At 73.0% G+C, this 21,221-nt stretch carries 15 protein-coding genes; 4 read left to right on the forward strand and 11 right to left on the reverse strand.

From position 1 onward, the window contains the following. Positions 1-339 precede the first annotated feature (339 nt). From ACH5A8_RS30665 to ACH5A8_RS30680, 4 genes are all read right to left on the reverse strand, one after another. Complete coding sequence (locus tag ACH5A8_RS30665) at positions 340-1,872, reverse strand: hypothetical protein (RefSeq protein ID WP_399007240.1); 1,533 nt, start codon at positions 1,870-1,872, stop codon at positions 340-342. Between the two features lie 464 nt (positions 1,873-2,336). Further along, entirely contained in the window at positions 2,337-2,750 is a 414-nt protein-coding gene (locus tag ACH5A8_RS30670; RefSeq protein WP_399007241.1) for a DUF2809 domain-containing protein, read from the reverse strand. A 260-nt stretch (positions 2,751-3,010) separates the two neighbouring features. Beyond that, positions 3,011-3,571, reverse strand: a complete 561-nt coding sequence (locus ACH5A8_RS30675; RefSeq protein ID WP_399007242.1) for a cysteine hydrolase family protein — start codon at positions 3,569-3,571, stop codon at positions 3,011-3,013. Further along, positions 3,568-4,395, reverse strand: a complete 828-nt coding sequence (locus ACH5A8_RS30680; RefSeq protein ID WP_399007243.1) for an alpha/beta fold hydrolase — start codon at positions 4,393-4,395, stop codon at positions 3,568-3,570. Before ACH5A8_RS30680 ends, ACH5A8_RS30675 begins: the two co-directional genes overlap by 4 nt. Before the next feature lie 58 nt (positions 4,396-4,453). Between ACH5A8_RS30680 and ACH5A8_RS30685 the strand changes: the two genes are divergently transcribed. Together ACH5A8_RS30685 and ACH5A8_RS30690 are read left to right on the forward strand one after the other, a co-directional pair. Continuing rightward, positions 4,454-4,939 (forward strand): MarR family winged helix-turn-helix transcriptional regulator, encoded by a 486-nt coding sequence (locus ACH5A8_RS30685; RefSeq protein ID WP_399007244.1) that lies wholly within the window; start codon positions 4,454-4,456, stop codon positions 4,937-4,939. 168 nt (positions 4,940-5,107) lie between these two features. Next, the gene (locus ACH5A8_RS30690) at positions 5,108-6,310 is read left to right on the forward strand and encodes a serine hydroxymethyltransferase (RefSeq protein WP_399007245.1); all 1,203 of its coding nucleotides are present in this window, start codon (positions 5,108-5,110) and stop codon (positions 6,308-6,310) included. Positions 6,311-6,401: 91 nt separating this feature from the next. On the opposite strand, the gene ACH5A8_RS30695 is transcribed toward ACH5A8_RS30690, so the two are convergent. The 7 genes from ACH5A8_RS30695 to ACH5A8_RS30725 all read right to left on the reverse strand — a co-directional run bounded on the left by ACH5A8_RS30695 (position 6,402) and on the right by ACH5A8_RS30725 (position 17,078). Next, positions 6,402-7,418, reverse strand: a complete 1,017-nt coding sequence (locus ACH5A8_RS30695; protein WP_399007246.1) for an aldo/keto reductase — start codon at positions 7,416-7,418, stop codon at positions 6,402-6,404. Then, positions 7,399-8,745, reverse strand: a complete 1,347-nt coding sequence (gene gabT / locus ACH5A8_RS30700; RefSeq protein ID WP_399007247.1) for a 4-aminobutyrate--2-oxoglutarate transaminase — start codon at positions 8,743-8,745, stop codon at positions 7,399-7,401. Before gabT ends, ACH5A8_RS30695 begins: the two co-directional genes overlap by 20 nt. Positions 8,746-9,069: 324 nt before the next feature. Then, positions 9,070-11,475, reverse strand: a complete 2,406-nt coding sequence (locus ACH5A8_RS30705) for a BTAD domain-containing putative transcriptional regulator (protein WP_399007248.1) — start codon at positions 11,473-11,475, stop codon at positions 9,070-9,072. A 924-nt stretch (positions 11,476-12,399) separates the two neighbouring features. Next, entirely contained in the window at positions 12,400-13,050 is a 651-nt protein-coding gene (locus ACH5A8_RS30710) for a nitroreductase family protein (RefSeq protein WP_399007249.1), read from the reverse strand. Positions 13,051-13,229: 179 nt separating this feature from the next. Beyond that, positions 13,230-14,480: an MDR family MFS transporter gene (locus ACH5A8_RS30715; RefSeq protein ID WP_399007250.1), complete on the reverse strand. Its 1,251-nt coding sequence runs from the start codon at positions 14,478-14,480 to the stop codon at positions 13,230-13,232. Between the two features lie 43 nt (positions 14,481-14,523). Further along, positions 14,524-15,792, reverse strand: coding sequence for an ATP-grasp domain-containing protein (locus ACH5A8_RS30720; RefSeq protein WP_399007251.1), 1,269 nt, complete (start codon positions 15,790-15,792; stop codon positions 14,524-14,526). Between the two features lie 344 nt (positions 15,793-16,136). Next, positions 16,137-17,078: an SDR family oxidoreductase gene (locus ACH5A8_RS30725; RefSeq protein ID WP_399007252.1), complete on the reverse strand. Its 942-nt coding sequence runs from the start codon at positions 17,076-17,078 to the stop codon at positions 16,137-16,139. A 370-nt stretch (positions 17,079-17,448) separates the two neighbouring features. On the opposite strand from ACH5A8_RS30725, the gene ACH5A8_RS30730 reads away from it, so the two are divergent. Both ACH5A8_RS30730 and ACH5A8_RS30735 read left to right on the forward strand, forming a co-directional pair. Further along, positions 17,449-18,291, forward strand: coding sequence for a YhjD/YihY/BrkB family envelope integrity protein (locus ACH5A8_RS30730; RefSeq protein WP_399007253.1), 843 nt, complete (start codon positions 17,449-17,451; stop codon positions 18,289-18,291). 183 nt (positions 18,292-18,474) lie between these two features. Beyond that, a complete protein-coding gene (locus tag ACH5A8_RS30735) occupies positions 18,475-21,084 on the forward strand; it encodes a LuxR C-terminal-related transcriptional regulator (protein ID WP_399007407.1) in 2,610 nt (869 codons plus the stop codon). Positions 21,085-21,221 lie beyond the last annotated feature (137 nt).

Raw genomic sequence — 21,221 nt, forward strand, 5'->3', positions numbered from 1 at the left:
GGGGCTGTCTTCCCGGTCCGTTGGGCCGTTCCGACGAGTGAGACTTTAGCGGATTCCGTGTCCCCGTGCGAATCGGGGCTGCGTTCTCGCGAACGTGGATTCCTCATTCCGTAAATGCACGCGCCAATGAAACAACGGCAGACGCATTGCACGACTGTCGTCGAGTAGAGGTGGTGACTTGCGGAGTGGCTGCCCGGGGACCGACCGGAGTCGGCTCTCACGCCGGACAACCCGAAGGACCTTACGGATCGCGGCAAGGCATGTCAACTCGCTGCGGCCCCGAAGCGACGCACCTCCGGCTGCGGCCCACCCTCGACCATGGAGCAGTGCGGGCCGGTGTCAGTGCGTTCGCTTGCGGTGCCATGCGCCCAGGGCCGTGGCGAGGGTGAGTATCGCGAGGACGATCGCCGCTGCCTCGTAGTGGCCCGGGGTGGCCCAGGACGGGCCCGGCCAGACCGACACGGCCACCTCGGCGGTGTCGTCGGCGGGCGTGCCGTCATGGCTGGGGCGGTCGGCATCGCCGTCGGAGACGGTGACGCGCCCGGCCTGGTGGGGGGCGTCCTCGTCGATGCGGAGGGTGAAGGGGAAGGTCGTCGTGGTTCCGGCCGCTCCCGCTCTCGCCGTACACACGTAGCGGCGCGCCCTGGGCTGTCTCGCGGACGGATTGGTCCGAGGCGTGCCGTCCGGGGCGAGAGCACGGCAGTCCTGGTCGATCACTTCCTCCTCCCTTTCGGCGTCGTAGGGGGAGGACACGACGGTGGTGCCCGGCGGTGCCGTGAACTCGACCCGGACCGCGGCGGGCAGCGCCCCGGGGCCGTCGTTGCGTACGCCGACGCGCACGGTGGCCAGGCTGCCGATCGGTCCCCTGGCGGTACCGGCCACGGCGACCAAGTCGGCTTTGTTGTGCACCGTCACCTTCAGTTCCGACAGTTCCGACGACTTCCCGTCCGGCGTGTCCCCGGTCCGGACGCCGACGGGTATCAGTCGGAGTGCGGAGCCGTCGCCGGGCTCGTACTGCGAAGCCAGTCGGTCCGGAGGTATGTAGTCGGTTCCCAGGGCGGCGGCCTGGAACGAGACGCCGGGATACACGGCGTCACGGTCGGCCCTGAGGATCTCTCGTGCGGCGAGGCGGTAGGACCCGCCAGGGGGGATGACGACATCGGCTGCCGGCAGGCGGCACCATGTCGTCGTGCCGCCCTTGTAACGGCAGTTGCTGTGCTTGGCGGTCGGCGCGAGGCCGTCGTGTGTGTCCATGAAGAGGGACACTCCGCGGGCGGGTACGTCGCCGGTGTTGCGTATGGTCAGGGAGACGGCGAGGCTGCCGCCCGGGTCGACGTCGAGACGGTCGGGGTGCGCGTCGACCGCCAACGTCGGCCTGCCGATCATGATGAGGGAGCTTCCGGTGACGGTGGGCAGACCGGGCGAGGTCACTCGGTAGCGCAGCACCGCCGAGTCGCCGGCCTTGGTGCCCCGCGCCGGGCTCAGGTGGAAGTACTGGTGGTTCCCTCCGCGGGCGGGGCCGCCGTCCTGCCCCTCGCATTGGAAGACCGGCAGATGGACAGGGCAGGCGTCCAGCGCCGGTTCGATGATCGCGACGTCCTTCAGGTCGGCGGCGTCGAAGGTGACCGTGACCCGGGCGGCCTGCTTCTCCTCGATGTGCAGGTCGGTCGTGCTGTGGGGGTCGCGAGCGACGTAGAGGACCGACGGCGCGACGAGCTCGGGCCCGGAGGACGGCGCGCAGCCGACGAGGCCCGACAGCACCGCGGTCAGGACAAGGAGCGGCCCGACTGCCGTACGGAACAGCCGGATCGGGGCGGTGGCTCCCTTTCGTCCCGTCCTGGAACGGCGCTCGGCTGCCTCACACGTGTCCATCCTGATCACCTTGCCAGGAGGACATCACGTCCGTGCATCAGTACGGTCACGCGCGCCCCTGCCGTGGGGGGGGTGCTGGTCGCCGCGTCGCTCGTTTGGTCGCTCCTTCTGTGCCGGACGCCTCTACACGGTGTCGGACGTGGCACCGAGCGGCCGCTCCCGGGCGGCCGCTCCCGGGCGACCGGCGCCGCCGGCCGGGGCGTCCGGGTCTGCGACACGGCCCTGATTCACCGTGATCTCTCGCGGGCGGGCGGACCTGGCCGTGCCGGGCGCCGCAATCTCCCCGACCGGCCGTCTGGGCGCCGGGGCCGGGGTGCGGCCGGTCCGCGGCGTCCGGCGCCGCCTGGCACCGCGAGCCGCTGGACCGGCTGTGGGCCGTACCCGTCGCCGAGCAGGTGGCCCGGCCTCCGGCCCGGGAGCTGACGGCTACGACCCCGCCTGCGCCACGGCCCCGGCGTCGGCTGTCACCGCGAACGATCGCGCGCGGCCAGGACGAGCCATCCGCCCAGCGCGCCGACCACGTACCAGAACAGGTCCGGCGCGTTGAAGGCGGAACCTAGGATCAGCCGGGCGGCAGCGCTGTGCCGGGAGAGGTCCGCCGGCACAGAACTGAGCTGCAGGAACTCGACTCCCCAACTGACCGCCAGCGCCAGTGCGCCGGCCCTCCACGCCGTCAGCCTCGGCGCCGCCAGGACGGCGAGGGCGACGATCAGCAGGGTGTAAAGGGCGTCCCCGCCGTACTTGGCCACATCTCCCGCAGCCACGGCCCGCAGGCCCAGTCCCGCGCCGACGACCAGCAGTGCGGCCGCGGTCGCCGAAAGACGCGTCCGACGCGTGCCGTGGTCAACGCTGTTACCGGTTCCCGAAGATGAGGCCATGGGGCCATTCTGCGGGCCGGCCCGGGTCCCGGTGCGGGACCCGGGCCGGCCCGCAGAATGGCCCGCCCGAGTGACCTCGCTTCCACGGGTCGGTGAAGGACCGGCCGGGCACCGGCTTGGCGATGAGCGCCACGGCATCGAACGTGTCGCCATCACCGTCTCCTCCAGCTCGTCACACTGCTTGCACCGTCTGACGGATCGCGACGAAGAAGTGTGACGGCGGCGCGGAAGGTTCCCTGTCCGCCTCTCCCCGGTCCGTCCTATCGGGGTGTGACGGCATCGACCCAGTCGTCGACGGTGAGCACGTCCGCCCATCGCGGGAACAGCCGCTCGGTGAGGAAGCGGTGCACCTCGGGCTCGAGGTCCAGGCAGGCGTCGGCGAGGACGGTGAGGCCGAAGTCCAGGTCGTTCGCCTGGCACAGGGTGTGCAGCACCACGGCGCTGGTGGCGATGCCGGTGAGCACGAGGCTGTCGATGCCGCGCGCCCTGAGGACCACGTCGAGATCGCTGCCCGAGAACGCGCTCGCCCGTCTCTTGGTGACCACCACCTCGCCAGGCCGGGGCGCGATGTCGGGGTGGATCTCCGTGCCGGGGTCGCCCTCGACGTGCAGCCCGGCTCGCGCGACGGCGGCGAGTGCCCTGTTGCTGGCGCCGACCTCCGGGAAACCCGGGCGCAAGGCGATGACCACGTAGATGACGGGGATGCCCGCCGCCCGGGCGGCGTCGATCGCGCCGCGCAGGCGTGGCAGGTATCCGGAACCGTCGTCGGCGATGTCCACGACGGCTCGTTGGACATCCATCACGAGAAGCGCGCTGCTCATGCCACCACCTCCAGGAACGAGATCAGCTCGGCGTCGAAATCGACGGGTTTCTCCATGTTCGGGTAGTGCGCGGCCTCCGGCACCGAGGCGGTTCGCCCGTCGGGGACGAGGCTCACCAGGCGGTCGGCCATGGCGAGGTGGTCCGGGGCGTCCAGGGCGCCGTTGATCGCGCACACCGGGACGCCGATCCCGGGCGCGCGCTCCCAGGTGGCCGTGACCGGCACCCGGTGGTCCGGCTCGCCGGGCGCGTGTTTGCCGAGCGTGCCGAGCGCCATCTCCCGTACGCGGCGCACCACCTCGGGGTCGACGTCGGCCGGGTCTCGGTGGGGGCCGGCGGTGAACCGCTGGAACGCGTCGACCCAGCCGTCCAGGTCGCCGGCGGCCAGCGCCCGTCCCTGCGCGGCGAACACGGCCGACGCCCACGGGTCCTCGAAGAGGGGCTCACTGGTGCCGACGCCGCTGACGACGACCGCGCGGACCAGTTCCGGGTGTTCGAGCGCGCAGTCGACGGCGGTGGCCCCGCCCATCGACACACCGACGAGCACGGCCGGAGCCGCGTCCAGGGCCCTGATCAGTGCGGCGGCGTCGTCGGCGGGCCGGAAGGGGCCGGTCGCGTTGTCGGAGCTTCCGTGTCCGAGGGCGTCGAAGGCGATGACCCGGTGGTGCGGGGCGAAGGTCCGTAACTGTTCCTGCCACATGCGGTGGTCGAGGAAGCCCGCGTGCAGGAACACCAGAGGCCGCCCTGATCCGGTCTCACGGTAGGCGAGGCGGCCGCCCGCGGTCCGCAGGGTGCGGATCGGGAGGGATGCGAGATCGTCACTCATGACGGTCAAGGTGTCATCCTGGGCGGCGACTTGACAACCGGAGTGTCATGATGGGTGCATGACGGACGAACGGGTCGAGGGCCCTTCCACGTCCCTGGCCGACGAGCGCGCCGAACGCCTCATGGAGGTCTTCGACCTGGTCGGCCCGCTCTACCGGCGGGTCCACCGCAAGGTGGAGCAGGGTATGCCGGCCGAGGGCCTGTCGGTCGGTGTACGCGCCGTCCTCGATCTGCTGCGTGCCCAGGGGCCGATGACCGTGCCGCAGATGGGGCGGGCGCGAGCGCTCAGCCGGCAGTTCGTGCAGCGCATGGTGAACGACGCGGCGCGACACGGCCTGGTGGTGGACGTCGCCAATCCGGCGCACCGTCGCTCGTCGCTCATCCGGCTCACCGAGGAAGGCCGCGCCGCGATCGGCGCCGTACGCGCCCGGGAACTCGCGCTGCTGCGCCAGGTGGACGGCGGTCTGACCATGACCGACGTCGACGCGTGTCTCCGGGTGCTCGGCGCGCTGCACACGCTGTTCCACGACATCGACGTGCCGTGAGTCAGGTCAGTGGACGACAAGGGAGCGGCAAGCCCGCGCTGGAACACTTCACGCAGTCAGTGATCCGTCCCCCCTTGCCGCCCGACGCCCGTGGACCAGCCGTCGGAGCGCTCACGGCGACCGGGAGGCATGCGATCTTTGCTCCCCCTGCGACCAGAGGAGTGCTCCATGGACGTGTTGGAAGTCCTGCGGCGCCGGCCCAGCCTCAATCTCTTCCCCATCGAGAACAGGCTCTCCCCGCGGGCCCGGGAGGCGCTGTCCAGCGACGCCAACAACCGCTACCCGTACGTCGAGGGGCCCGTGTCCCACTACGGGGACGTCATGGGCCTGGACGAGGTCTACACCTACTGTGTCGACCTGGCGAAGGAGTTCTACGGCGCCCGGTACGGGTGTGTGCACTTCCTGTCGGGCCTGCACACCATGCACACCGTCATCACCGCCCTGGCGCCGTCCGGCAGCCGTGTCATGGTGCTGCATCCGGAGGACGGCGGGCACTACGCCACGATCACGATCTGCGAGGGCCTCGGGCACTCCGTCTCCCGGCTGCCCTTCGACCGGAAGACCCTGCTCATCGACTACGAGGAGCTGGCCGTACGGCTCGCGGAGAACCCCGTGGACGTCATCTACCTCGACGCGTCCAGCATGCTGCGCCTGCCCGACGCCCGGCTGCTGCGGCAAGCGGCGCCGGACACCCTGATCTGCCTGGACGCCTCACACCTGATGGGCATCCTGCCGGCGGCTCCGCGGACCCTGGTCCTCGACGGGGGCTTCGACACGATCTCCGGCAGCACGCACAAGACGCTGCCCGGCCCGCAGAAGGGCCTGCTGGTCACGAACGACGAGGCCCTCGCCCAGAAGGTCGTGGACCGGGTGCCGTTCACGGCGTCCAGTTCGCACGCGGGAAACGTCGGCGCGCTCGCGGTCACGCTGGAGGAACTGCTTCCCTGCCGGGTGGAGCATGCCGAGCAGATCGTCTCCAACGCGCGGGCGCTGGCCTCGCAGTTGGCGCTGCGCGGATTCGGCGTGGCCGGCGAGGAGTTCGGCTGGACGGAGACCCACCAGGTCTGGGTGGACATCCCCGAGGAGCAGGGGCCGCACGGCTGGGGGCGGGTGCTGACCCGGGCGAACGTCCGCAGCACGACGGTTCCCCTGCCCAGCAGCGACGGTCTGCCGGCACTGCGGCTGGGGACGCAGGAGCTGACGCGCAGCGGCATGAAGGAGGCTCACATGGCGGAGGTGGCCGACATCCTGGAGCGGCTGCTGCTGCGCGGTGAGGCCCCCGAGCGGGTGGCGGGCACGGTGCGCGACCTGGCGTTGCGCTTCCCGGGGGTCGCCTACATAGGCTCCGCGGAGGGCACGTCCGCCGACTGACCCGGGCCGCGGGTGTGCCGGCCCGTTCCACGAAGGCGCCGCTTCCCGGATGCGGGGAGCGGCGCCTCGGCGCACGTGGTGCGGCAGGCGGTCAGTTGTCCACCAGGTCCATGAGGAACGGTCCGTAGCGTTCGCCGTGCACCGCTCCCGGGGGCACCGCCGCCTCGATCTCCCTCAGGTCCCGCTCGGTGAGCGTGACACAGGCCGCGGCCAGGTTCTCGTCGAGGTGGTCCCGGCGGGCCGTTCCAGGGATGGTGACGACGTCGTCACCCTGGTGGTGGAGCCAGGCCAGGGCGAGCTGGGCGAGCGTGAGGTCCAGTCGGCGGGCGACGGTGCGCAGAGCGCCGACGAGGGCCAGGTTGCGGCTGATGTTCTCCCCGGTGAACCGGGGAAGGCCGCGCCGGAAGTCCGCCTCCCGCAGCCCGGCCGCCGAGGTGACGTCGCCGGTGAGGAAGCCGCGGCCGAGCGGGCAGCTCGCGATGACGCCGATCCCCAGCTCGCGGCAGGTGGGCAGGACGTCCCGCTCGATGCCGCGCGTCCACAGGGACCATTCGCTCTGCACGGCGGTGACCGGGTGCACCGCGTGGGCCCGGCGGACGGTCTCGGCGGAGACCTCCGACAGGCACACGTGGCGCACCTTGCCCTCGGCCACGAGTTCGGCCATGGCTTCCATGGCCTCCTCGATGTGTTCGCCGGGGGCGGCCCAGTGCTTGGTGTAGAGGTCCAGGTGGTCCACGCCGAGCCGTCGCAGCGAGCCCTCGCAGCGCTGCCGTATGTAGGCGCGGTCGCCGCGTACGCCCAGGAACTCGCCGCGCGCCGAGCGTTCCAGACCCACCTTCGTGGCGATCATGACGCGGTCGCGCCGTCCGGCGACGGCGGCGCCGAGCAGCCGCTCGCCCTCGCCGAGGCCCTGCACGTCGGCGGTGTCGAGCAGGACCACGCCCCGGTCCACCGCGCGGTGGACGGTCGCGATCGCCTCGTCCGGGTCCGAGAGCCCGTAGAAGGAACTCATGCTCAGGCAGCCCAGTCCCTGGGCCGGGACCTTCAGCGTCCCCAGTCTGCTGACGGGCAGCGGCGCCCCGGCGGGGTCATCCCATGAGTTCGGCACAGCACTCCTCGATGACGTCGACGGCGTCGGTCAGCAGGGGCGCGGGGATGACGAGCGGGGGCAGGAAACGCAGTACGTTGCCATGGGTGCCGGCGGTCAGCAGGAGGACGCCCCGGGCCTGGCAGGCCTTCGCGAGCCGCTGCGCCAGACCGGGATCGGGCCGCTTGCCGCCCGGCTCGACGATCTCGACGCCCACCATCGCCCCGCGCCCCCGTACCTCGCCGACGGCCGGGTGCCGTTCGGCGAGGGTGTTCAGGCGGGCGGTCAGGGCGTCGCCGATGGCCCGGGCCCGGTCCGCGAGCTGGTGGGTGCGCATCACGTCGATCGCCGCCAGGGCGGCGGCGCAGGCCACCGGGTTGCCGCCGTAGGTGCCGCCGAAGCCGCCGAGCTGCACGGCGTCCATGACCTCGGCGCGCCCGGTCACGGCGGACAGGGGCAGCCCGCCGGCCAGCGCCTTGGCCGTGATGACCAGGTCCGGTACGACGTCCTCGTGCTCGCAGGCGAACCAGGCCCCGGTGCGGCAGAAGCCGGACTGGATCTCGTCGGCGACGAAGAGGGCGCCGTGTTCCCGGCACCATCGTGCGAGGGCGGGCAGAAAGCCGGGGGCCGGCACGATGAACCCGCCCTCGCCCTGGACCGGCTCGACGACGACGGCGGCGACGTTCTCCCCGCCGACCTGCCGCTCCAGTGCCTCCAGGGCGCGCTCGGCGGCTTGTTCGCCGGTCATGCCGTCCGGGTCGCGGTACGGGTACGAGGTGGGGATCCGGTGGATGTCGGGGGCGAAGGGGCCGAAGCCCTGCTTGAAGGGCGCGTTCTTGGCCGTCATCCCGAGGGCCAGGTTGGTGCGGCCGTGATAGGCGTGGTCCAGCACCACGACGGCGCTGCGGCCGGTGGCGGCCCGGGCGACCTTGACGGCGTTCTCCACCGCCTCGGCACCGGTGCTCAGCAGCACACTGCGCTTGGCGTGTGTTCCCGGGGTGAGGCTCGACAGCTCCTCGCAGACCTCGACGTATCCCGCGTAGGGGCTGGTCAGGAAGCAGGTGTGGGTGAACAGGCCGGCCTGTTCCCGTACCGCGTCGACGACCCGGGGGGCCGCGTTGCCCACGGCCGTCACACCGAGGCCGGAGGCAAGGTCGATGAGCGCGTTGCCGTCGACGTCGTGCAGCAGGCCGGGCTCGGCCGCGGCCGCGTAGACCGGCAGCGCGCTGCCGACGCCTCGGGCGACCGCGGCGCGGCGCCGCTCCTCGAAGGCGGTGGAACGCGGTCCGGGTAACTCGGTCGCGAGATGGCGTCGGGCCGGCCGTACGGAGGGAATGGAAGTGGTCAAGGGACTTCTCCTGTCCGTTCATTCGGTGGCTGCCGTGGCGACGGAGGCAGGAGCCGCCGTCATGCGTCGGCGTGGGTGAGGAAAAGACCGATCGAGGGGACCCGCTGCGGGCGCCGCGCCGCGCCCGCGGCGGGGTCGTGTTCGACACTAGCCGCCCGCATCGGTGCGGAACACCGCCGATCGCGCCGCGGCGCCGGTGCGCAAGAGAGCGTCAAGGAACCGTCGGGAGCCGGAGTGCGGGCGGAAGCGGGTGCGGCCGTGTCCTCTCGGGTGTGCGCCGGGGGGAAGGCGACGGCGTTCTCCAAGGCGCGTTCAAGGATGCCGTCAAGCTTCCCGCACACCTGCGGTGACTCCCGCTCTCAGGCGCGGGGTGTCGAAGCACGGGGCGGGCAGTTCCCGTCGGAGGGTCTCGCCGCGGGAGGGCGTCGGCGCGCACGGTTCGCCGTCCGGGCAGCCGGAACAGCCGACGGCCGTCAGGCGGGCCATCCGGGCCTGCAGGGCGCGGTCGGCACACGCGGCTTCCCTCTTGAGGGGGCGGGTGCGCAGGACGGCGGACGCCTGTGCGAGCCACATCCACGCGTCGCCCCGCCGGTTCAGCCGTTCGGCCCGGTCGGCCAGGGCGACCATCGGGCGCAGCGCCTGGTGCGGGTCCAGGGCCATGGCCGCCTGGGCGCAGTGGTGGCTGAGCTCCGGGCCGGCGACCGACAGGGCCCCGTGGGCCGTACGGTCGGCGAGCGCCTGGGCGATGCTCAGGTGCAGCTGTGCCTTGAGGACGGTGTCCAGCCCGGCGAGCAGGTGGTCGCGCACCAGGTACTGGCTGAACCGGAGGTCGCCGGGGTCGGCGGGGTTGCGGGTGAGGAGGCCGGTCTGGAGTGCGTCGGCGACGGTGCCCGTCATCTGCCGCTGCGCCAGTACGGCGGTCAGCAGGCAGTGGTCGATGGCGGGGCCGAGGACCGCGCACACCTCGAGTACGGCGATCACCTCGGGCGGGTACTCCGCGAGCCGGCTGTGGAGCACGGTCCTCATGCCGAAGGGCAGGGCGCCGAGCAGGTCGTGGTGGACGCCGGTGAGGTCGGCGCACTCGGCGAGCCCGGTGAGCAGGTACGGGTTTCCTCCGGTGGCGCGGTGGAGGAAGGACACGTGGTGCCAGGAGACGGGCGCGCCGTGGAGTTCGTGGATCAGGGCGTGCGTCTCGACCGGGGAGAGCGGCGTCAGGTGGAGGTTGCCGACGCTGTCCGCGCGCAGCAGGTCGGCCATCGCCCGTCGCAGGTCGGGACGGAGGGCGAGCCGGTGTTCCTGGACCGTCGCGATCACGACGAGGGGGGCGTCGTGGACCTCCATGGTGAGCAGGTGGAGCAGTTCCAGGGTGTAGGCATCCGCGAGGTGGAGATCCTCCAGCATGATCACCAGCGGCTCGTCGGCGGCGGCGGTCAGGAGCAGCTGCACGACGGCGTGCTGGTAGTCGAGGTCGTCGAGCCGGGCCAGGGCGGTGTCGCCGTCCGCGGGCCGGTGGTGCTCGTGACCGGGAGGGCAGGCCCGTAAGCCGGCCGGCACCCGGGCCGGCCCACGGCCCCGTGCCTTCCAGACCTTCTGGACGACCTGGTGCCATGTCCGGCGTGTGGGTTCGCGCGGTCCGGTGCAGTGGGCCCAGACGACCTCGGCGGGTGTGTCCGCCAGTTCCTGTTCGAGTTCCCTGAGCAGGCGGGTCTTGCCGATCCCCTGGTCGCCGGTGATGAGGACGGTGCGTTTGGGGAAGTCCCCGGTCACCAGGGACCGGAGTTGTTCCCTCTCGCGTTCCCGACCGACGAGGCGGCCCAGCGGGGGCGAGGGCCTGGCCGGCCGGACGGGCCGGGCCGTCCCGGCCGTCCGGACCGGTCGGGGCGTCCGGACGGGCCGGTCGGCGCGGCCGGGCGGTGCGGCGACGGCCGCGGGGACCGGAGCGTCGGGCAGCCGCGTGGTCCGGCTCTCGGGAAGCGGCTGGGAACGGGAGGGCGGCAGGTCCTCCTGGCGCAGGATGGACCGGTGGATCTCCTGCAGCTCCTTGCTGGTGTCGGCGCCGAGCTCGGCGGAGACGTGGGAGCGGATCCGTTCGTAGGTCATCAGGGCTTCTGCCGGGGACCCGCTGTGGTACTGCGCGAGCATCAGCTGGCTGCCCAGCCGTTCCAGCATGGGGTTGAGCCGGATCTCCTTGCCCAGGGCCCAGACCACCTCGTCGTAGGAACCGAGGCCCAGGCAGGCGTCGGCCCATACCTGGAGTCCCTGCAGGCGCAGTTGGTCGAGGCGGGCCGCCTCCAGCGTCGCGAAGTCGTAGGAGGCCAGTTCGCTGTAGGGGGTGTCGGTCCACAGCTCCATGGCCCGGCCCAGGGTGCGACGGGCCGAGGCGAGGTCCCCGGCGGTGAACCGGTCCCGGCCGAATTCCACCAGTTTTTCGAACCGGTTGACGTCGGTGCCCTCCGGGGAGATGTCCAGCTGATATCCGGGCACCGTGTGCCGCATGCTGACGAGGATGTCATGATGGGCCGGCGCGGCCTCGGAGAATGCCTTGCGCAGCCGGGAGACGTATGAGTGCAGCGTTCCCATCACGGCCGAGGAAGGAGACGGCCCCCACAGGGAGTTGACGATGTCGTGCACAGGCACCGTCCTGCCGACGTTGATCAGGAGCAGTGCGAACAGGGCACGTTGCTTCGGAGAGCCCAGGGAGACGTCACGCTGACCGAAACGGACTCTCATGTGACCGAATACCGTGATGGACGGGGCGGTTTGGTCGGCGAAGTTGGGGACAACGTTGTCTGCCGGTAACATGAATGCCCTTCCGTTCACATGTGGCAGCGCCCGGGGTCCGGTGCCACATCGTCAACCCCCGTCGTGCACAAGCAGATTCGGCCACCGCACGGTTGAGGCACGACAGGGGGTCTCCGCGTCCGCACACACCGCCTCACCGTCCGGACGGCCGCCAGGGAGGAGTCGCTACGGTCATGCGCGAACTCCGTCCGTCATGCGGGGTGGGGCGCGGCCGAGAACGGCCGCCGCCTCACCCGAAATCACGCGGAGAAATACCGGCCGGGACGCGTCAGGATCACGGAACGGAAGTTCGGTGCTGCGACTTTGGCCATTTTCCAGTCCTTCGCTGGCGCGTTTCCCGGCTCCGGACTCGAAGCCCATTCAAGAAAAGGCCAGGTCACGTCGTGCCGTCAAGTAGCGCTTTCGGCAGTTGAGGAGGATCGTGCGGCATCAAGCCAACGTGATCCGCTGCGGGGACTTCTCCAGACCGACCTAAACGGGATCATTCGGGCCGCCCGATCGGGGCGTGAATGTCATGGTCGTAAGGTTTCCCGGGCGCACGGGAGAGGAGAAGCGTGCAGCCGCAAGGCCGCTGGGACTCCACCCGCCATTCACAGCGGGCAGGCCATTCAATTGCCGAAAACAACGCGTCGGATATCGCCGCGCGCTTACGATGATTCTCTGTGTGACCGGCGCACCGTCGGGCGGGCCGGAGACGCCGCCCCGACGCGCCGTCGGGCGGTAGTGCCGCGCGGTGGCTCCGCGCCGCCCCGGCCGCACGCGGACCGTCCCGGCGGCCGGTGCGCAGTCACCGGCCGCCGCCGGCTTCCCGCACCGGTCACCGGGATCCGCGTTCCGGGACCGTCACACCGTCTACCAGGTGTCGAGGTGCAGGATCTGGTCGAGCGGCTGTCGGGGGGCGGGCTTGAAGTCGGTGCCGATGGAGAAGGCCGTCGGGATCAGCGCCGACTGGATGACGCCGTCGGGGATTCCCAGCAGTTCGGCGATCTCCTTCTCGTACATCAGGTGCAGGGTGGTCCAGGCGGTGCCCAGTCGCCGGGCCCGCGCGGCGAGCATGTAGCTCCAGCCGGCCTGGACGATCGACCCCCACATGCCGGCCTCGTTGTACTCCGGGGCCTCGTTCACGTCCAGGCAGGGGATGACGAGCACGGGCACCTCGCCCATCCTCTCCCCGAGATGGGCGACGCTGTCGCCCACGCGCCGCTGCACCGCGTGACGGGCCGGGTCCTCCGGGTAGAGCGTCCCGCAGGAACCCTCGGACTCCAGGTACGTCTTCACCGCGCGCCGGTAGTACTGGCCGACCTCCGCGCGCTGTCCGGCGTCCGTGACGACCAGCCAGTGCCAGGTCTGGCGATTGCTCCCGGTGGGAGCCTGCAGGGCGATCTCGATGCACTCCTTGACGAGGTCCAGCGGCACCGGGCGGGTCAGGTCGAGCCGCTTGCGCACGGACCGGGTGGTGGTCAGCAGTTCGTCCGGGGTCAGGTCCAGAAGAGGAAGAGACATGGGGATTCCTGGGGGTCGGCGGTCCGGTGGACCGGGTGTGACGGACGGGCACGTGCGCGCTGTCGCGGCACGCTGTTCTTCTCCGCCTGCACTCGTCCCGGGGCGCAACGTCGAGCGACCCGCGAGGTGCCGGCAGTCGGTGGGGGGAGGTATCCCGGTCAAGGGCTGGGGAAGCGGGGTCAGGGCTGGAGAAGCGGGTCCGGGTCCTGCACGGGGTCGCGGCGCAGGCGGGCCAGGACGACGTGGACGGCGGCGGCCACCACGGCCAGCGCCACGCAGGCGTTCCAGACCGCGGCGGTGCCGGAGGCCTCGATCAGCTGGCTGCTGAGCAGCGGCGCGAGGGCCACGGACGAGCTCCACACCAGCAGCAGCCGCCCCTGGTAGCCGCCCTGGGCGTGCGGCGGCGCCAGGAGGGCCACCAGTGCCATGCACCGCGGCCACACCACGATCTCCCCCAGGCTCCACAGCACCACGGTCGCCGCGTATCCGGGCAGGGTGTGGACCACTCCGGTCAGGCCGAAGCCGATTCCGGAGAGCAGGGTGGCCGCGGCCAGCGCGGTCTCCGGGCGGAACCGGTCCGCCAGCCGGCTCAGCGGAAGCTGGAAGACGGCGATCACCAGGCCGTTCACCATCATGGCGGTGCCGTACTCCGCCGGTGAGCGGCCCTGTTCCGTCATCGCCAGGGGCAGTGCCACCAGCGGCTGCTGGAACATCAGGCCCAGCAGGAGCACCGAACCGAGCAGCACCAGGAACGGCCGGTCCCGGCGGACCCCCGGCGCCCGCCGGCCGGCCGGTTCCCGGCGGGGGCGGGCCGCGTCCGGGCGGGTCTCGGGGATGTAGCGGTAGGCGACGACGCCCGCGGCCACGTTGGCGGTCGCGTTGACCAGGAACAGCAGGAAGAAGCCCTGTTCGGCGGCGGCGCCGGCGCTGACGGCCGCCACGGAGAAGCCCATGTTGGTGGCCCAGTAGAGCAGGGAGTAGGCGCGCGGCCGGTCCGCCTCGTCCACCAGGTCGGCGACGGCCGCCGCCCGGGCGGGCCGGGTGGCGTTGAGGCCCACCCCGACGACCAGGGTGCCGGCGACCACGAGGGCCTTGGTGTCGGCGAATCCGAGCCCCACCATGCCGATGACGGACAGCGCCTCGCTCGCCAGCAGCACCGCCCGGCGGCCGAGTCGGTCCGCGAGGACGCCTCCGACGAAGGAGGCGAGGCCGCTGCCGATGCCGAACACGGTCATGACCAGCCCGGTGAAGGCCACCGAGTAGTCCCGCACGGTGGTCAGGTAGATCGCGAGGTACGGCACGACGAAGCCGCCCGCGGAGGTGATGAGCGTTCCGCCCCAGAGCCACCAGAACGTACGCGGCAGGCCGCCCCGGGACGCGGCACGCCGCTTCGCCGGCCGGCCGGCCCGCGGCGTGGCGCGCCGCCTCACGAGCCGGCCGCCCGCGCCAGGCCGGCGCGCGGCGCCGGCCGGGTCACCCCTGCTCCTCGTACTCGATGTGCAGCGTCCGCGCGAGGTGGTCGCGGAACCGGACGGCCTCGGCGTCCGACTCGTGGTGGGACAGCACGATCGCCGGGTAGGCGGACCACGCCGGGTAGGGGCGGAGCACCGTGCCGGGGAGGACGGCCTGCGCCACGTGGTCGACGCGGGGATCGACGCGCACCTCGTCGAGGCCGCGCAGCCGGCGGAACGTCCCTCCGGTGCCGACCGGGACGAGGTAGGCAGCCGCGTGGCCGGCCGCCTCCGGTTCCCGCGTCCAGCACAGCGGCTCACGGCCCAGGTGGACGCGGACCGTCTCGGCGGCGAAGTCGATGCCGCTGCTGCCCTGGACCAGATGGTGCATGAAGCCCCCGCCGCCGATGCGGGCGCCCATCTCCAGCAGGACCGGCCGTACCCCGCCGACCAGCCGCAACTCGGTGTGGGTGGCGCCCTCGTCGATCCCGAAGGCGTGGTGGGCGGCGACGACCTCCGCCTCGACGGCGGCCAGGATCTCGGAGGGCAGCCGGGCGGGCGCCCGGAGTGTGGTCTCCTCGAAGTAGGGACCGGTGAGTTCGCCCTTCCAGGAGACGGCGCACACCCGCACCCGCCCCCGGTGCACCAGGGACTCGGCGGAGATCTCCGGCCCGTCCAGGTACTCCTCGACCAGGACGCCGCTGCCGCCGCCCGTCTCGGCGGGCTTCCCCGCGCGGGCCCGTACCAGCTCCCAGGTGCTGGTGACGGCCTCTTCGAGCTGCTCCTTGTCGTCGACCCGGACGACTCCCAGACTGGAGAATCCGCGCGCCGGCTTCACCACGACCGGGAAGCGCAGGGTCAGCGCGTCGGTCCAGTCCTCCTGGCGCTCCAGGACGGTGAAGCGCGGGGCCGCGAGACCCGCCTCGGTCAACCGTTGCCGCATGCTGCGCTTGTCGCGTACGACCGCCGCGGCCTCCTCGGCCAGGCCGGGGAGGCCGAGGGTCCGTGCGGCGCGCGCGGTGAAGGGGACCACCAGTTCGTTGCCCGCCATGATCCCGTCGAAGGGGTCCGTGCGGTGGCGCTCGACGAGGGCCGCCAGCGCGCCGTCCGGGTCCGTCTCGACGTCCAGGGGCAGGACTTCGGTGACCGCGATGGCCCGCCGTGCCGCGTCCATGTCGGTTCCCGTCCAGGGGACGAGCACCACGTCGACGCCGACGCGCTGGGCGGCGTCGAACACCCACGGGGCGGTGACGAGCTGGCCGACGAGAACCATCTTCGGGCGTTGCGGCATGGCGATCTCCGTAGGAACGTGTGGCTGAGGGGTGTGCCATTCGGTGGGGGCGGGCCCGGGCCGACCACGACGGCCCACAACGCAGCCTGTCCTACGGGTCTTGACGCGCTCTTGCAGGCGACGTGGCGCACGCCTGCCCCGGACCCTCACAGCCGTCGGCCGAGGGGGCGGGGCAGGCATGGGTCAGCACCGTGCCGCCGGGTGTCCGGGCCGGGACGGGTACGAGATGGCCTGTGCCGCCGCCCGGTGTGCGGGCCGGACCGAGCACGGGACGGCCTGAACCGCCCGGCGTCCGGGCCGGGCCCGGTACGGGGTGGCCCGGCGTGAAGCCGCGCGGGGTGCGGTTACGGGTGCTCGGGAGGAGTGGGGCGGCCGGCGGAGCGGTAGGCCTCCAGGTCCGCGCGGCCCCCCGCGCCCAGGACGTCGGCGTCGGCGATCGGGAGCGTCGGGGACTGGCGGCGCAGTTCCCGACGCGCGAGGCGGCTGACGACGGCCGGGAACACGGGGCGCAAGGGCTGGCCCCAGCGCAGCCACGGGGGTGCGTAGACGTGGCGGGCCCGGCGCGCGATGCCGAGGGCCAGCCAGTCGGCGACCTGTGCGGCGCTGTGCACTTCGCGGGTGAACCGGGGCTGGTTGCGCCGCAGGGCCCGCAGGACGGGATGGTCGTCGATGCCCGTGACCATGTCGGTGTCGGTCCAGTGCAGGTAGGCGATGCCGACGCTGATCCCGTCGGGTTCGACCTCGCCGCGCAGCGCCTGGGCGAAGGACTCCACGCCGGCCTTGGACGCGCAGTAGGCGCTCATCATCGGGGCCGAGCCGAAGGCGGCGGTCGAGGCGATCTGGAGGAAGTAGCCGCGAGTGCGGGCGAGGTGGGGCAGGAAGGCCCGGGCGGTGTTGGCGGATCCGGTGAGGTTGACGTCGATGACCCGCTGCCACAGGTCCGCCGGGGTGTGAGCGAAGGGGCCGGCCGCGGCGATACCGGCGTTGGCCACGACCACACTCGCCCGGCCCAGTGTGTCGCCGATCCGGTGGGCGGCGCGCTCCAGTGCGGCGTAGTCGGTGACGTCGGCCTCCACGCACACGGTCCGGCCGGGCAGGGAGTCGGCCGCCCGGCGCAGGGTCTCCTCCTCGCGGCCCACCAGCGCGACGAGCATCCCGGCGTCGGACAGGCGCCGCGCCAGGGCCTCGCCCACGCCGCGCGCCGCGCCGGTCACGACGGCGACCCGTCCCCTCAGCGGTGATTCGGGGGCGCCAGGTCGGGGGCCGGCTCCGGGAATGACGCGCATACGCTCTCGTTCCTTCACGGCCGCCCGCCCCGCCGGCGGCGCTCCTACCGGTATGGCTCGCGGTGACGCCAGGCGTCGACACGCGGTGGTGCGTCGTGTGGACGCGGTGGTGCGTCGTGTCGAAGGGCGCCGTCCGCTGTGGGTTCGTGTCGGCGTTCTCACTGATCGGTTCGCGGGGCTCCCAGCAGCATGTGCCCGCCGGCCTGCCGCTGTCGACGACGCGCGCCGTGCGGGGAGCCGCAACCAGCCGGGCGGCTCAGGCCCGCCGTGTGCGGGGACCGGCTCGGGCGCGCCGCTCGCGCGGACCGTTCGAGCCGGGGTCGCGCCGCGCGAGCTGCGAAGACGCCCGCGACGCTGTTGACTGCCGGGTATGGGAAGGTTCCGGATCCCCACCCCCGGGGACGACCGCCCCAAGGCCGCGTGGTCGAGGGGGCTGCTCGACAGACGCCGTGCCTGGGGCAGGCGCCTTTCGGCGGGTACGGCGGGGCGACTGCGGCGGCGTCTCGGCGCGGCGGACGTCTTCGGCCACGCGTTCCAGCTGGCGGCGCTCGCCTTCCTCTGCTTCTTCCCCTTCCTGATCCTCCTGACCACGGCGGTCGGCCAGGACACGGCCGAGGTCCTGACCGGCTGGCTGGGGCTCGACCAGAAGGCGGGCCGGGCGGTGGCCGCGCTGTTCAGATCCGGTTCCGGCTCCAGCACCCTGACCTTCGTGAGCGCCGTGCTGCTGATCGCCGGGGTGGCCGCCGTGGCCGGCACCCTGCAGAGCTGGTACCAGTTCCTGTTCGACGTCCGTCCACGCCGGTGGCCCGACCTCGGGGCGCAGCTGGCTTGGCTGACCCTGCTGGTGGCGTACAGCGCGGTACAGACCCGGGTCGACGCGGCACTCCCGGCGCTGCCCCTGAAGGGGTTGTGCGGCTTCGTCCTGGCGCTCTTCTTCTGGTGGGGAACCCTGTGGCTGCTGCTCGCCGGCTCGGTCGCCTGGCGGTTCCTGCTGCCCGCGGCCGTGGCCACGGACATCTGCTGGACGGGTCTCGGGCTGTTCTCCTCCCGGTTCTTCTCCGCGACCGTCGTGGCCAACAGCCAGAAGTACGGGCCTGTGGGCGTGGTCATGGTCATCCTGTCGTGGCTGGTGGCGGTGGGAGTCGTCGTCCAGCTCGGAGCCGTCGTCGGCCGGGAGTACGCCGAACGCCGTGCCGGCGCCCCAGCGCGTTGACGACCGTTCCACGGGCACGACCGAGGACGTACTGCCTGGTCACGGGCGCGTCGGCCGGGTGCGGCGCGCGGGCGGGCGGAAAAGCTGTCAGGGTGAGGTGGAGGGCGAGCCCTGTGGGTGGTGAGCGTGGTGACAGCGAACGACGAGAACCCGGAGAGCTTTCCCGTCCCGAGCGTCGATCCGATGGGCGATCCGTTCCTGCGCACGAGATTCGCCGTGCCGGCCAGGCCCGGGACGTTCCTGCGCCGGGAGCGCCTGGCCGAACTCCTCGACCGGGCGCCGCGGGCACCGCTGGTGATGGTCGACGGGCCGGCCGGCGCGGGCAAGACCCTGCTGGTCGCCGACTGGGCCGCGGGACTCGGGAGGCCGGTCGCCTGGCTCACCCTGGACGCGTCCATCGGGGAGCCGCACATGTTCTGGCCCCATGTGGCACGGGCCCTGCACACCAGCGGCCCGCGGCTGCCTCTCGGCCTCGGCCGCCCCGCCGCCGGGCACCGGGCGGGTCACTCGCTGCTGAACCGGCTCGCCGCCCGGCTCAGCGGCGAGGAGGGCGAGGAGGGGCCCGTGACCCTGGTGATCGACGACTACGACCGCGCCACCGCGGACGTCTCGGAGCAGCTGGCCTACCTCTTGCGCCATGCCCGGCCGGGACTGCGGCTGGTCCTGGTCACCCGCACCGAACCGCTGCTGCCGCTGCACACGTACCGGGCGGCCGGTGAGATGTCCGAGATCAGGGCCGCCGACCTGGCCTTCACCCCGGGAGAGGCCGTAGCGCTGCTGGAGCTGCACGGTCTCGACCTCGGCGTCGGCGCGGCCCACGCGCTGGTGGAGCGGACCCGGGGCTGGGCGGCCGGCCTGCGGCTGTGCGCCCTGGCCGCGCGGGAGAGCCCCGATCCACGGGCGTATCTGAAGGAGTTCGAGGCGGGTCACAGCACCGTCGCGGACTTCCTGCTGGCCGAGGTGCTCGGCCGGCAGTCGTCCCGGACCCAGGACCTCCTGCTCCGCGTCAGCGTGCTGGAGCGCTTCTGTCCCGATCTGGCGAACGCGCTGACCGGGCGGACGGACGCCGCGGCCGTCCTCGCCGCGCTGCACCGGGAGAACGCGTTCGTCGAGGACCTCGGGCACGCCTGGTACCGCCTCCATCCGCTGTTCCGGGAGATCCTCCACGCGCATCTGCTGGAGCGCCGCCCCGGCCTGGAGCCGGATCTGCACCGCCGGGCCGCGCACTGGCTGCGGCGGTCCGGGACGCTCGCGGAGATGCTCGCCCACGGGGCCGCCGCGGGCGACTGGGAGTTCATCGCCGGGGCGCTGGTCGAGGACCTCGCGATAGGACAGCTGATGAACGGTCTGCGCCTCGGCGACGTGCCCGAACCGTTCGCCGTCGTGGAGACCGGAACGACCGGTCCCGCCACGGAGCTGGTGCGGGCCGCCCGTCATCTCGCCGAACAGGACGTCGCCCGCGGTCAGGTTCACCTGCGCCGCGCCGGGCAGCGGCTCGCCGCCGACGACAGCGGTCCGGCGGCGGCCCGGCTGAGCGGCGCTCTGCTGGAGGCACTCGCCGCCCGCCTGTCGGGATCCCCAGCACGGGCGGAACGAGCCGCGAGGGCGGGCCGGGAACTCGAGCGGGAGGTGCCCGCGCAACTGCTCGACCGGCACCCGGAGGTCCCCGCCCTCCTGCTGACCCACGTCGGCGCGACCCGCGTGTGGGCCGGTGACTTCGACGGGGCCCGGGCCGCCCTGGCCCCGGTCGCCGACGGCCGTGCCCGGGCCGCCACGGCGGTGCCGCGCCAGGACGCGCTGGCCCTTCTGGCTCTGATCGACTGCCTCGACGGCCGGCCGGGCGGGGCGGAGCGCGCCGCGCTGGCCGCGCTGGCCGAGACCGACCGCTTCAGCCTGCCCCGCTCCCCCGGGCGCGCCCTGGCGCAGCTCGTCCTGGCCGCCGTGGCCGTCGACCGGGACGAGCTGCGCCGGGCCCAGGACCTGATCGGCCCGGCGTCCGGCCCGGTGGTGCGGGACCCGGTGGCGGCCGCCGGCAGATCCCTCGCCGTGTCCCGGCTGCTCCTCGCCCGGGGCCGCCCGGATGCCGCGCTCCGCGCCACCGCCGCCGCGGCCGCGGTGCCGACCGACGTCGCCTCGCCCTGGGCGCGGTGCGAGGCCGCGCTGGTCGTCTCCGCCGTCCGCCTGGGCGAAGGCGACCCGGACGCGGCCGTCGAGGCGCTGCGGGAGGCGGCCGACGGGCACCCGGCGGGCGCGGTGGGCGAGGCACGGGCGCGCCTCGCCGCGGGTGACCGGCGCGCGGCCCTCGCGATGCTCGACATGGCGGTCGCCGACCGGCGGGCCGGCCCTGCCGTGCGGGTCCGCGCCGCACTGGTGCGGGCTCGGGCGGCGTACGGGGAAGGGGACGACGCCGCCACCCGCCGACTGCTCGCCGACGCCCTCCGGGGAGCCCGTCGCGACCGCCTGCGCCGCCCGTTCCGGGAGGCCGGCCCGTGGATCGAGCCGTTCCTCGCGTCGTCGGCGCTGCGCTGTCTGGCGGTCGGCTGGCTGGTCCCGGACGGCCAGGGGCCGGCCCCTGAGGCCGCGGCCGAGCCGGTGATGACGGAGCGGCTCAGCGGCCGGGAGCACGACGTCCTGACGCGGCTCGCCCAGGTGATGTCGACCGATGAGATCGCGGCTGATCTGTACGTGTCGGTCAACACCGTGAAGACGCATCTCAAGAGCGTGTACCGGAAGCTGGGGGTGAACCGCAGGCAGGACGCGGTGCGGCGGGCCCGCCGCCTCGGCCTGCTGTGAGCGTCCCGGACCGATGACCGGCACAGGACCCCTGAACCCCCGGTCCGGGCCCTGGACGCATGCCCCCCCGCCACGGGTGAGGCGCCGCGTGACCGTCTCAGGTGCGATGGAGGGCACGGAACGGACGGCGGGGGGAC

Source organism: Streptomyces sp. NPDC018610, from assembly GCF_044391765.1.
Lineage (GTDB): Bacteria > Actinomycetota > Actinomycetes > Streptomycetales > Streptomycetaceae > Streptomyces.

Excerpts from the sequence above, each read along its gene's own strand:
- ACH5A8_RS30665 (WP_399007240.1), bottom strand. The coding sequence starts at position 1,872 with ATGGACACGTGTGAGGCAGCCGAGCGCCGTTCCAGGACGGGACGAAAG.
- ACH5A8_RS30670 (WP_399007241.1), bottom strand. The coding sequence starts at position 2,750 with ATGGCCTCATCTTCGGGAACCGGTAACAGCGTTGACCACGGCACGCGT.
- ACH5A8_RS30675 (WP_399007242.1), bottom strand. The coding sequence starts at position 3,571 with ATGAGCAGCGCGCTTCTCGTGATGGATGTCCAACGAGCCGTCGTGGAC.
- ACH5A8_RS30680 (WP_399007243.1), bottom strand. The coding sequence starts at position 4,395 with ATGAGTGACGATCTCGCATCCCTCCCGATCCGCACCCTGCGGACCGCG.
- ACH5A8_RS30685 (WP_399007244.1), top strand. The coding sequence starts at position 4,454 with ATGACGGACGAACGGGTCGAGGGCCCTTCCACGTCCCTGGCCGACGAG.
- ACH5A8_RS30690 (WP_399007245.1), top strand. The coding sequence starts at position 5,108 with ATGGACGTGTTGGAAGTCCTGCGGCGCCGGCCCAGCCTCAATCTCTTC.
- ACH5A8_RS30705 (WP_399007248.1), bottom strand. The coding sequence starts at position 11,475 with ATGAGAGTCCGTTTCGGTCAGCGTGACGTCTCCCTGGGCTCTCCGAAG.
- ACH5A8_RS30710 (WP_399007249.1), bottom strand. The coding sequence starts at position 13,050 with ATGTCTCTTCCTCTTCTGGACCTGACCCCGGACGAACTGCTGACCACC.
- ACH5A8_RS30720 (WP_399007251.1), bottom strand. The coding sequence starts at position 15,792 with ATGCCGCAACGCCCGAAGATGGTTCTCGTCGGCCAGCTCGTCACCGCC.
- ACH5A8_RS30725 (WP_399007252.1), bottom strand. The coding sequence starts at position 17,078 with ATGCGCGTCATTCCCGGAGCCGGCCCCCGACCTGGCGCCCCCGAATCA.
- ACH5A8_RS30730 (WP_399007253.1), top strand. The coding sequence starts at position 17,449 with ATGGGAAGGTTCCGGATCCCCACCCCCGGGGACGACCGCCCCAAGGCC.
- ACH5A8_RS30735 (WP_399007407.1), top strand. The coding sequence starts at position 18,475 with ATGGGCGATCCGTTCCTGCGCACGAGATTCGCCGTGCCGGCCAGGCCC.